This window comes from Bradyrhizobium sp. 613_E4_N2_2 (assembly GCF_052075995.1).
GTDB lineage: Bacteria > Pseudomonadota > Alphaproteobacteria > Rhizobiales > Xanthobacteraceae > Bradyrhizobium > Bradyrhizobium barranii.
In genome coordinates, this window is record NZ_CP197234.1 from 3,412,073 (window position 1) to 3,424,029 (window position 11,957).

Sequence of the window (11,957 nt, forward strand, 5' to 3'; positions counted from 1 at the left end):
TGAGAAGGAACAAGAATGTACGATGATCGTGCATTTCTGTATGGGGTCATTTCGATGGACTGGAGCGATCTGCGCATCTTCCTGGCGATTGCGCGCGAAGGCACGCTCGGGGCTGCCGCGCGCAAGATCGGCCAGACCCAGCCGACGATGGGGCGGCGGCTTCGCGCGCTCGAAACCGCGCTGGGACAAACGCTGTTCCAGCGCACCGCCGATGGTTTTGTGCTGACCGACGAGGGCGCCGCCGTGCTGCGCCACGCCGAGCGGATCGAGGAGGAGGCGCTCGCGCTTCAGCGCCACGCCTCGGGTGCGGAGACGCAGCTCGACGGCATGCTGCGCCTGTCGTCGTCGGACTGGTTCGGCACGGTGATGCTGTCGCCGGTGATCGCCGCTTTCGGCAAGCGCCATCCCAAGGTGATCGTCGAGCTCCTGACCGATGCGCGTCTCTACAGCCTGCCGCGGCGCGAGGCCGATCTCGTCTTCCGCATCAAGCCGTTCAGTGAGCCCGAGGTGATCTCGAGAAAGCTGCTCCACATTCCCTACGCGCTGTATGGCAGGAAGGGCAGCAAGCCGCCGCGCGCCGGCGACGGAAGCGGCGCCCGTGTCGTCACCATGAATGCCGAATTCGCCGACATGCCAGATGCGATCTGGTTGAAGCGCGCGCTGCCGAATGCGGAGATCGCCTCGCGCAGCAACAACCGCCAGGCGCAGGCGGAGCTGTGTGCCGGCGGCGGCGGGTTTGCCGTGCTGCCACGCCCCCTCGGCGACCGCGACCGCCGTCTCGTCGCGCTCGACATCGGCGTGAGCCCGCCCGGCCGCGACACGTATGTCGGCTATCACCGCGATCTCCGGCGCCTGGCGCGCCTGCGCGCGCTGCTCGATCTGGTGATTGAACGGTTGGCATGATGACCTGCAGGGTGGATTAGCCTTTCGGCCGTGCGAAGCGCAGTCGACAGGCGTAACTCACCCTACGGACTAGATTCGCTCGAAACAATCGTAGTTGCGAATCCTGAAGATCAGCCCGTCACGGAATTCGAAGAACTGCGCAAAACGGGCGCGCATAGTGTCGCCGGGAGCAAGCTTGCCGACGCCGACCGCCAGTGTTGCAGTCCAGATCGTCTCCATCACCACGCAATTGCCTGACGCAAGGGCGTTGACGATTTCGAACGATTGCGAGGCAAGGATGTAACGGGATCTGTCGTAAGACGCTCGCAAGTTGATGAAATCGCGCACTGCGCCCTGCGGCAGGAGAAGGTTTGGAAATTCCTCCTGCACGATATCATCGGCATAAAAGGCCTCGACGGTCTGGCGGGGCTTCGCCGCGGCGACTGCCGCGACGAAGGCTTTTGCACGATCGATCAAATCCTGTCCGGTCACGATGGTGCCTTTCCAATCTGTTCAGAAAAGGCCCGGCAACAGCATCGCGACGCGCTCCCGATACTTTCGGTACTCGTCGCCGAAGAGCGCCACCAGATCGCGCTCCTCGAGCCAGATGCCGACGAAGATATAGGCCGTTGTCACTGATGCGAACATCAGGTGTCCGAGCGTCATCACCGGTGTCGACCAGAAGGCGATGATGAACCCCAGATAGATCGGGTGGCGGATGAGGCGATACAGGCCCGGCGTCTTGAACTTGACGGGCGCGGTGAGCCGGCCGGCAAAATGGCTGATAACCTGTGTCAAGCCGAACAGTTCGAAATGGCTGATGAGGAATGTGCTGTAGAGCACAATCAGCCAGCCCAGGAACTCGCCCGCAATCACGAGCCCGGCCAAGGCGGGAGACTCGATGTTCCAGATGACCGTCGGAATCGGTTGCCATTGCCAGAACAGCAGCAAGAGCGTCAGGCTTGCCAGCAGCACGTAGCTGGAGCGCTCGATGACCGGCGAAGCGAAGCGCGCGAACAGCCGCTTGAACCCCTGCCGCGCCATGCCGCTATGCTGAAACGCGAAGGTCGATAGCAGCAGCAGATTGATGGCGAGCGCGTTGGTTAGCGAGGTCGGCGCGCCGGTGTCGATGGTCTTGGGCACGATATATTGCGTGACGAAGCCGATGGCATAGAGGAACGTGCCCAGAAAGATCAAATAGGCACTGGTCCCGTAGACGAGGGCCGCGGACTTCATCGCCAGCGCGAAGGGGCGAGTGGGTGCTGTACCTGGCCCGTTTTGAATCGTGATAGACATCATCTTCTCCTGGTCTTTGGCGAGGATCGAATTGAACTGATGTGGTCGTCTCACGCCTGCCGGAAGCGGCTCCATCGAGACCGTGCAGCGCGTTCGATGCGGTCATCGAACGGGCCGCGATAGAGACCCACATCCTTCAACGCCCGGTCGTCCAGCGGGCGCAGGGCGACGAGCGCCGCCCGGCGCTCGTGATGGGCAATGGCGGCGGCGATCCAACCGTTCAGCAGGCGCCGGAACCTCGCGAGAAGCAGCGGAATGCCTCGGCGCCCGAAGGGCGCCGCGAGGCTTGATGTGGATAGGGAAATCAGGGTCACGTGTTTGTGCCTTTTCAAATGTGCGCCGGGTAGCGCGTTGTCTCCTTTCTAGAGGACGGCGGTGAGCGGCTCGTCAGGGCAGGCGTGAAAAAACCGTCAAAAACGCGGTCGAGGCTGCTAGAATTGCGCCATTTGATGCCGAGAGGGTGGGAATGCTGCGGTTGACCTTGCTGGGTTCGTTTTCCATGGACCGGGGCGGGCCGGTCACCTTGCGCAACAAGAAGGCGCAGGCCCTCGTGGCATTTCTGGCCATGAACCCTGGGGTCGTCCATGTTCGTGAGCGGCTTGCGGCGTTGCTCTGGCCCGACAGTCACGAGGACGCGGCGCGACAAAGCTTGCGCCAATGCATCAGCATGCTGCGACATGATTGCGCCGAGCTGCCGCTGTCCGCCGATCACGACCTGCTTGGCTTCGATATCGGCGCCGTCACGACCGACGTCGTCGAATTCAAGGATGCGGTATCCGATCCGTCCATCGCCAATTTGAAACGTGCAGCGGAGTTGTATCGCGGCCCCTTTCTCGAGGGACTGAACGCGCGGTCCGATCTTTTCGACGAGTGGTTATTGGGCGAGCGGACCCGGTTGCGCGCCGTCGCCACCTCTGCCTTCCATACGCTGCTGCAGGAATTACAGCTTATCGGCGCACGGGAGGAGGCGATCGCGTTGGCGCTCCGTTTGTTGGCGATCGATCCGTTGCAGGAAGAGGTGGATTGCGCCTTGATGCGGCTCTACTCCGAGCAGGGGCAGACCGCGTTGGCGTTGCGGCAATACAAGCGCTGCGAGGCGATCCTGCGCAAAGAGCTCAACGTCGAGCCGGATCAGGAGACGAGGGCGCTCTACCAGCAACTCCTGCGACATCGGTCGCAGCATCGGGTGCCACCCGAGGATGTGGCCGCCGCTGAGCCGGCGGCTTCGCCGAGGCAGCTCAAGCAGAACGTTCGAACCTGCACCGCGCGCGACGGGGTGCGCATCGCCTATGCGTCGGTCGGCGCCGGGCCGCCGCTGGTGAAAGCCGCCAATTGGCTCAATCATCTGGAATTCGACTTTGCGAGCCCGGTCTGGCAGCACTGGATCGAGGCGTTGAGCCGCGACAACACGTTCCTGCGCTACGACGAACGCGGTACGGGCTTGTCGGACTGGGATGTCTTCGACATCTCCTTCGACGCTTTCGTGCGTGATCTCGAGACGGTCGTCGATGCGGCGGGGCTCGAGCGTTTTCCCCTACTTGGCATTTCTCAGGGCTGCGCGATCTCGATAGCCTACGCCGTGAAGCACCCGGAGCGTGTCAGTCATCTCGTTCTTTATGGCGGATACGCAAAGGGTTGGCGCCATCAGGACCCGTCAAACGTGGCCCGCCGGGAGGCATTGACAACTCTGGTCCTCGAGGGGTGGGGGCAAGAAAGTCCGGTGTTTCGCCAGATATTCACGTCCCTCTTCATTCCTGAAGCAAATGCCGAGCAGGCGCAGTGGTTCAACGATCTGCAGCGGATTACGACGTCGCCGCAGAACGCCTTCAAGCTTACGAATATCTTCGGCGAAATCGATGTGCGGCATCTGCTGCAGGATGTACGAACGCCGACCCTGGTGTTGCACGCTCGTGCCGACGCGAGCGTAAAGTTCACGGAGGGGCAGGAACTCGCTGCTCGGATTAAAGGCGCAACATTCGTTCCGCTCGAGAGTCCCAATCATATCTTGCTGGGGACCGAGCCGGCCTGGTCGGTATTTCTGGACAGTGTAAGAAGGTTTCTCGCGCCCGATCGCTGTCGGTGATCGTGCTTGCCGAGTTTTGCCCGACGGGCAAAACACCGAACTCAGGGCAGAACGCTGTCAATCGCCTTCAACGAAAATAATTCGCTTTATAAGAATTCGGAAACGGCGTATGTGTTGCCTCACTTCGGCCCGAGGAAGAGGGGCGTATCGCGATCGTCACGAACGCGGGCCGGGCGGCGGTGGACGTGGGCCACACTGGTGCGAAGGTGATCGCAGGGCGGGCAGCCGTGAGCGAAGCACGTCGCACGCACGACCGGTGTGATTCACGTACGGCCAAATCGTGTCGTCCTGGCGCCCGGGGTCTGTGCGCCAAGTCTTGTGGTGGTGCGTGTTGCCCAACCGGGCGCGCGCATCAGCCATCTTCAAGGCGACGGGGGCAATAGTGCATCGCTCCCCGGGGAGAGCACGACATACGCCGTTCCAACCACTGCGCAGGGAAGGCCGGGATGTCCTGGCTACACCTGTATGCCGCTGTGCAGACTTCTCACTACAACTCCGCACAGTGGACCTCGGGTGCCAGCGGGCTCCTGGTCTTCCCTGCGCCCTCTTTCATTCGAGGGTGAGGCGATCAGGCAAAGCTCGGGCGAAATGCGCCGCGAGGATGCGAGCCCATGTCAGTCACTCAACGACGCTCTCGTGCCCCGGACGCTGCGCAGCACGAAGTGATGCGCTGCAGAGCCGGGGCCCATGCGTCAGTGTGTTGTGTCATCTGCTGGGTCCCGGCTCTGCGCCGCACCGCTACGCGCTGCGTCGCGTCCGGGACTCGAGAGAGGCGGGCGCGGCTCCTGCGCACTCCGTCATTGCGAGCGCAGCGAAGCAATCCAGAATCTTTCCGCGGCGGCAGTCTGGATTGCTTCGCTGCGCTCGCAATGACGAGGATGAAGCAGCTGTGCGCCATAACTTCACTCTCGCGCACGCATCGCATTTTAGGCAACCGTCATAGTCTCTAACGCGCACTAACCAACACCTGACTTAAAACTGTCATAATCGCCGAATGGAACCCGCGGCTGCGTCCTTTTTACACGGCATTAAGCGCGGCTGCATTGGATGCCCCAGGGAAAGTGCGTTGGGGACTGCAATGACTGCCGCGAAGAAGATGCCGGGAAAACCGGCCGCCGAAATGTTTGACGACATCCCGGTGCTTCAACGCAAATGGCGTGCCGCGTTGAAGCCGGGCGAACGGCTGCCGCGCTATGAGGACGTGATGCTTGGGAGCCTCGGACGGCTCGCCGACCACATCGCGCTGCTGAAGAACGATGGCGCGCTCGAATTGTCGCGCAGCGGGCGTTACGTGCAGAAATGGCTCGGCGAGGAGCGCTGGGATATCCCGGTCGCCGAGCTCTCGCCCGATTGCGCCACGGCGCTGTCGGAAGCTGTGACGAGCGCGCTCGAGAACGGACGTCCGCACCAGGGCAGCGCGCATTGCGTGCGCGACGGCATGGTCCGGACCTACGATGTGCTGGCGTTGCCGACCGCCTCGCGCTGGGGCGCCACGCTGGTTGGCGCCTACATCAACGAGCGCGGCGCGCAATACAATCTCTTGGACGCGATCTTCTCGTCGACCGATGACGCCGTGGTTTCGCTGGCGACGCTGCGCGATACCGCAGGCAAGCCGTTCGATCTCCAGATCGTGCACCACAACAAGAGCGCCGGAGCGCTGCTGAAAGCCGCGAGCGCGGGCCTCTTGTGGCGGCGGATCGGCGAGGGGAATACGCTATTGGCCGCGCCCGAAATCATGGACTTCCTGCTCAAGGTCGTCTCCGGCGGCCGCGGCGAGCAGCTCGAGATCGAGGAGGACGGACGTTACCTTCGGCTCAGTGCCACCGCCTTCGCCGATCTGGTCTCGTTGACGATCTCCGACGTCACCGCGTTGAAGCGGCGCGATGCCTCGTTTCGCCTGCTGTTCGACAACAACCCGATGCCGATGTGGGTGTTCGAGGCACAGACCAAGGAATTCCTCAGCGTCAACGATGCCGCGGTCCAGCACTACGGCTACAGCCGCGCCACCTTCCTACGGATGAAGCTGCACGAGATCTGGCCCGAGGACGAGTGGGACAGCCACGCCGAGGCGCTCGAACGCATCGGCGACACCTATCATTCCTCGCGCAACTGGCGCCATTTGTGCGCCGACGGCAGCGAGATCGAGGTGCTCACTTTCGGTCGCCGCGTCGCCTTCGACGACCGCGACGGCTATCTGGTCGCGGTGGTCGACATCACGGAGCGGCGCAAGGCCGAGGCGCGGATCGCCCACATGGCGCACCATGACGGGCTCACCGATCTGCCGAACCGCGAACATTTCCAGCAGTGCTTGAAGCAGGCGCTCGACCAGGCCGGCGGAAAACGGGTCGGCGTGCTCTATATCGATCTCGACCTGTTCAAGAACATCAATGATTCCTTCGGGCATCCGGTGGGGGATCGCCTGCTGAAGCAAGTTGCCGAACGCCTCACCACCGCGGTCCGCGGCGGCAATCTCGCGGCCCGGCTTGGCGGCGACGAGTTCGCCGTGATCCTGGCAGCCGATGTCTCGCCGAACGAAGCCAGCGCCTGCGCGACCTTGCTGATCGACATGCTGAAGGCGCCCTACGACCTCGACGGCCAGGAGATGGTGATCGGCGCCAGCATCGGCATCGCGCTGTCGCCCGGCGACGGCACGACGTCGGAGGAGCTGATGCGCAACGCCGACATGGCGCTGTACCGGGCGAAGTCCGATGGCGGCGGCGTGCACCATTTCTTCGAGCGCGAGATGGACCTCCAGGCGCAGAAGCGCCGCGACATGGAGCTCGATCTGCGCCGCGCCTTCGCCAATGGCGAATTCGAGCTGCACTACCAGCCGCTGGTGTCGATCGCGTCCGACCGCATCTCCGGCTTCGAATCGCTGTTGCGCTGGCGTCATCCCGACAAGGGCATGATCTCGCCGGCGGAATTCATTCCGGTCGCCGAAGACATCGGCCTCATCACCCAGCTCGGCGAGTGGGTGCTGCGTGAGGCCTGCGCGGAGGCGGTGAAATGGCCTGTCGACGTCAAGGTCGCGGTCAATCTGTCGCCGGCGCAATTCCGCAGCCGCAACCTGGTTCAGGTCGTGATTTCCGCGCTTGCGCAGTCCGGCCTGTCGCCGAAGCGACTCGAGCTCGAGATCACCGAGTCGATCTTCCTGGCGGAGACCGATGCCAATCTTGCGATCCTGCATCAATTGCGCGAGCTCGGCGTCAGCATCTCCATGGATGATTTCGGCACCGGCTATTCGAGCCTGAGCTATCTCCGTAGCTTCCCGTTCGACAAGATCAAGATCGACCGTTCGTTTGTGAAGGATCTGGCGCAGCGGCCCGATTGCGTCGCGATCGTGCGCGCGATCTCCGGCCTCGGCCGCAGCCTCAACATCACCACGACGGCTGAAGGCGTCGAGACCGAGGATCAGCTCGACTGGCTGCGCGCCGAAGGCTGCAACGAGGTGCAGGGGTTTCTGTTCAGCGCGGCGCGGCCCGCCGCCGAGATCGCAAAGCTGCTGGCCGATTTCGGCCAGCGCGCCTCACGGGCGGCGTAGCCCTTCGGGATAGCAGCCGTAGACCAGTTCCTTGAAGGCGGGCGTGATGCGGCTGCGCTCGTTCTGGGTCTGCTGCATCAGGAGGTAGACCATGTCGAGCTTGGGATCGACGCCGAAATAGGTGCCGCTGCCTGAGTCCCATTTCAATTCGCCGATCGATCCGGCCGGCGGCGGCTTCGCGTTACCGGGATCGGTGCGCACACCGATGCCGTAGCCATAGCCAAAGCCGTCGCCCGGGAAATAGAAATAGTCGCGTCCCACGCCGGAGCCGGGCCCGACGTGATCGGTCGTCATGGCCTTGAACACGGCGGGGCTGAGGTAACGCTTGCCCTCGAACTCGCCGCCATTGAGCAGCATCTGCGAGAAGCGCTGATAGTCGGTGATGGTCGAGAGCAGCCCGCCGCCGCCGGATTCCCATTCGGGATGGTCGAGGCGGTCGCGCTCGCCGGCGAGCAGGACCGGGTCGCTCGGCAGCGGCCGCGCCATCCGGGCGCGCTCCTCCGGCGTTTTCAGCACGAATTTGGTGCTGTTCATTCCGAGCGGATCGAGAATGCGCTGCTTGAGGAATTCATACAGCGTCTGGCCCGAGATGATCTCGATGACGGCGCCGAGCACGTCGGTGGAATGGCCGTAGCGCCACAGCGTTCCGGGCTGGCGCGTGAGCGGCAGCTTGGCGATGCGGTCGGCGAATTGCCTGTTGTTGAAGGGCCCCTCGAAAATATCGGCGGCCTGGTAAACCTGCATCACCCATGGAGCGCCGATATAGTCGTAGCTGATGCCCGAGGTTTGCCGCAGCAGATCCTCGATGTTGACAGGACGGATCGGCGGCTCGAGTTCGACCTTCGAGGTGCCCTCCGGCTCCAAGCCCACCTTGGTGTCGGCGAAGAGCGGGACGTATTTCGACACGGGGTCGGCGAGCGCGAGCTTGCCCTCGTCGATCAGCATCATCGCGCCCAGGCACGTGATCGGCTTGGTCATGGAGTGGATGGCGAAGATCGTGTCCGGCGTCATCGCAAGGCCGGTCCTGGTGTCGCGCACGCCGAAGTTCTTCAGATACACCGGCTTGCCGTGCTGCTGGACCAGGACCACCGCGCCCGGCAGGCGGCCAAGCGTCACCTCGTTGTCAAAATACGCGGTGATGCGCTCAAGTCCGTCGGCCGACGGGGCAGGGATGTCGGCGGAGCGGCTGCGCCCCATCGTGCCGGCCAGCAGCGCGGCCCCGACCAGAAATTCACGACGCTTCATCCGGGCTTCCTCCCTCGCCGGGATCAAAGCCGCAAGACGTCGGAGGCGTCAACAAGGCATCGATTAAAAACGCGTCACGATTTCCGAAAGGAACGGCCGCGGACGGTCTTCGCTGGGCTTGGTCGGCGTGCCGATATGGACGAGGCCGGCGAGCTTTTCGTCGGGCTTGAGGCCGAGGCCGTCCAGCACGTCGCGATCGAAGGCGAACCAGCCGGTCAGCCAGCAGGCGCCGTAGCCGAGCGCGGTCGCGGCCGTGACAATGTTCATGACACTGGCGCCGGCCGACAATTCCTGCTCGAACGCCGGCACCTTCGGATGCGGCTTGGTGAAGCTGACGATACCGATCACCAGCGGCGCGTCGGTGAGGCGTTTGCGCTCGGTCTCGATGTTCGCCGCCGGTGCGTCCGGATTCTTGCGGGCAAAGACCGTCGCGATGACCTCGCCGGCCCGCTCGCGGGCGTCACCCTCGAAAATGATGAAGCGCCAGGGCGCGAGCTTGCCATGGTCGGGCACGCGCGCACCGATGGTGAGGATGGTTTCGAGCTCGGCGGGGGAGGGGCCGGGCCCGGTCATCTCGCGCGGCTTGACCGAGCGACGGGTTTTCAGGAGTTCGATGGCGTCGGGCACTGCGATGTCCTCTTCGGCTGGTCGTCGGGCGTGCCATGCCGAGATAAGCATGCACGCCCGCAACCGGAAGCGAATTTAGATCGATTTCAGGACTCAGGCCGCCTCGCGCGCCCGCCGGACGTCCGGTGGGGTGGCCTCGTCGACGAGGGCGGCGAGCGCCTCCACCGTCGTCATCACCTTCTGGCCGTCGCTGCCGAGCCGGCGGACGGAGACCGACTGCGTCTCGGCCTCCTTCTTCCCGCACACGAGCAGCGCCGGAATCTTGGCCAGCGAGTGCTCGCGGACCTTGTAGTTGATCTTCTCGTTGCGCAGGTCGATCTCGGCCCGAAGCCCCGCGCGCCGGACCTGTTCCAGCACCTGCTTGGCATACTCGTCGGCCTCCGAGGTGATGGTGGTGACCACCACCTGCACCGGGGACAGCCAGAGCGGGAAATTGCCGGCATAGTGCTCGATCAGGATGCCGATGAAGCGCTCCATCGAGCCGCAGATCGCGCGGTGCACCATCACCGGCGCCTTCTTGCCGCTGTCATGGTCGATGTAGAACGCACCGAACCGCTCCGGCAGGTTGAAGTCGACCTGCGTGGTGCCGCACTGCCAGTCGCGGCCGATGGCGTCGCGCAGCACATATTCGAACTTCGGCCCGTAGAAGGCGCCTTCGCCCGGATTGATCTCGGTCTTGATGTGATTGTTCTGCGACTGGATCTCGCGCAGCACCGTCGCCATCACGCGCTCGGCGTGATCCCACATCGCATCGGTGCCGACGCGCTTCTCGGGCCGGGTCGAGAGCTTCACCGTGAGATCGCCGGTGAAACCGAAATCGGCATAGGTCGACAGAATGAGATCGTTGATCTTGAGGCACTCGTCGGCGAGCTGATCTTCCATGCAGAAGACGTGCGCGTCGTCCTGGGTGAAGCCGCGCACGCGCATCAGGCCATGCATGGCGCCGGAGGGCTCATAGCGATGCACCACGCCGAACTCGGCGAGGCGCAGCGGCAGGTCGCGGTAGCTCTTCAGGCCGTGCTTGAAGATCTGCACGTGGCCGGGGCAGTTCATCGGCTTCAGCGCGAACCAGCGCTTGTCCTCGGCCTCGTCGCCGGCGGACTGCGCCGCGAACATGTTCTCGCGATACCAGCCCCAATGGCCCGAGGTCTCCCACAAGGACTTGTCGAGGATCTGCGGCGCATTGACCTCGCTGTAGTCGCCGGCGAGGCGCCGGCGCATATAGGCGATCAGCTGCTGGAAGATGGTCCAGCCCTTGGCGTGCCAGAACACGACGCCCGGACCTTCCTCCTGGAAGTGGAAGAGGTCGAGCTCGCGCCCGAGCTTGCGATGGTCGCGCTTCTCGGCTTCCTCGATCTGCTTCAGATAAGCGTCGAGGTCCTCCTGCTTGGCGAAGGCCGTGCCGTAGATGCGCGTCAGCATCGGGTTGTTGCTGTCGCCGCGCCAATAGGCGCCGGCCACCTTCATCAATTTGAAGGCGTTGCCGACCTTGCCGGTCGAAGTCATGTGCGGGCCGCGGCAGAGATCGAACCAGTCGCCCTGGTAGTAGATCTTGATCGGCTCGTTGCCGGGAATGGCGTCGACCAGCTCGACCTTGAACGCCTCGCCCTTGTCGCGGAACACCTGCTTGGTCTTCTCGCGGTCCCAGACTTCCTTGGTGAAAGGTTTGTCGCGCGCGATGATCTCGCGCATCTTCTTCTCGATTGCGGCAAAATCTTCCGGCGTGAACGGCTCGTTGCGGAAGAAGTCGTAGTAGAAGCCGTTCTCGATCACGGGACCGATGGTGACTTGCGTGCCGGGCCACAGCGTCTGCACGGCTTCGGCGAGCACGTGGGCGCAGTCGTGGCGGATCAACTCGAGCGCGCGCGGATCGTCGCGGTTGATCAGCTCGATCTTGGCATCGGCTTCGATGGGATCGTCGAGGTCGGCGACCTCGCCGTCGAGCGCCATCGCGACCGTGCGCTTGGCCAGCGACGGCGAAATGCCCTTGGCGATCTCGAGGCCGGTGATGCTCTTGGCGTATTCGCGCCGGGCGCCGTCGGGGAAGGTGAGGGTGATCTTTTCGGGCGGGGTCACGGGTCTCAGATTGCTGAGGCTGTATTGAAAGCCGGATTCGGATTTGGGCTGGTCGGTCATGCTTTTCTCCTGAGGCTCACTCCTGCGAACGAGCGCAGGTAAGCGGGAACGAGCGATATATCAGGCGATTCGGCCTGTGCAATCCGGCATTTCCAAGAAAGTCGCGCGCAAAAGCTTGGGCGATGCTCCAACTATTTCGCACCGCGC

General features: G+C 63.5%; 9 protein-coding genes. 3 read left to right on the plus strand and 6 right to left on the minus strand.

The features are described 5' to 3' along the window. The first annotated feature begins 54 nt into the window (after window positions 1-54). Entirely contained in the window at window positions 55-903 is an 849-nt protein-coding gene (locus tag AB7290_RS16105; RefSeq protein ID WP_085405336.1) for a LysR family transcriptional regulator, read from the plus strand. 69 nt (window positions 904-972) lie between these two features. On the opposite strand, the gene AB7290_RS16110 is transcribed toward AB7290_RS16105, so the two are convergent. From AB7290_RS16110 to AB7290_RS16120, 3 genes are all read right to left on the minus strand, one after another. Continuing rightward, window positions 973-1,374, minus strand: coding sequence for a nuclear transport factor 2 family protein (locus tag AB7290_RS16110; protein ID WP_038944930.1), 402 nt, complete (start codon window positions 1,372-1,374; stop codon window positions 973-975). A gap of 21 nt (window positions 1,375-1,395) precedes the next feature. Further along, a complete protein-coding gene (gene mddA / locus AB7290_RS16115) occupies window positions 1,396-2,118 on the minus strand; it encodes a methanethiol S-methyltransferase (protein WP_094184572.1) in 723 nt (240 codons plus the stop codon). A gap of 110 nt (window positions 2,119-2,228) precedes the next feature. Further along, complete coding sequence (locus AB7290_RS16120) at window positions 2,229-2,492, minus strand: DUF1127 domain-containing protein (protein ID WP_085405337.1); 264 nt, start codon at window positions 2,490-2,492, stop codon at window positions 2,229-2,231. A 152-nt stretch (window positions 2,493-2,644) separates the two neighbouring features. Here AB7290_RS16120 and AB7290_RS16125 point away from each other — a divergent pair, with 152 nt between their 5' ends. Both AB7290_RS16125 and AB7290_RS16130 read left to right on the plus strand, forming a co-directional pair. Next, window positions 2,645-4,261: an alpha/beta hydrolase gene (locus AB7290_RS16125; RefSeq protein ID WP_085405338.1), complete on the plus strand. Its 1,617-nt coding sequence runs from the start codon at window positions 2,645-2,647 to the stop codon at window positions 4,259-4,261. A gap of 1,078 nt (window positions 4,262-5,339) precedes the next feature. Continuing rightward, entirely contained in the window at window positions 5,340-7,802 is a 2,463-nt protein-coding gene (locus AB7290_RS16130; protein WP_085405339.1) for a putative bifunctional diguanylate cyclase/phosphodiesterase, read from the plus strand. Here the strand turns inward: AB7290_RS16130 and AB7290_RS16135 are convergent. The 3 genes from AB7290_RS16135 to thrS all read right to left on the minus strand — a co-directional run bounded on the left by AB7290_RS16135 (window position 7,788) and on the right by thrS (window position 11,810). Beyond that, window positions 7,788-9,047, minus strand: a complete 1,260-nt coding sequence (locus tag AB7290_RS16135; RefSeq protein WP_085405340.1) for a serine hydrolase domain-containing protein — start codon at window positions 9,045-9,047, stop codon at window positions 7,788-7,790. The genes AB7290_RS16130 and AB7290_RS16135 overlap by 15 nt on opposite strands. A 63-nt stretch (window positions 9,048-9,110) precedes the next feature. Continuing rightward, entirely contained in the window at window positions 9,111-9,674 is a 564-nt protein-coding gene (locus tag AB7290_RS16140) for a nitroreductase family protein (protein ID WP_028154760.1), read from the minus strand. Window positions 9,675-9,767: 93 nt separating this feature from the next. Further along, window positions 9,768-11,810 carry a threonine--tRNA ligase gene (gene thrS, locus AB7290_RS16145; protein WP_085405341.1) on the minus strand — a complete coding sequence of 681 codons (2,043 nt, stop codon included), beginning with the start codon at window positions 11,808-11,810 and terminating at the stop codon, window positions 9,768-9,770. Between the last annotated feature and the right edge of the window lie 147 nt (window positions 11,811-11,957).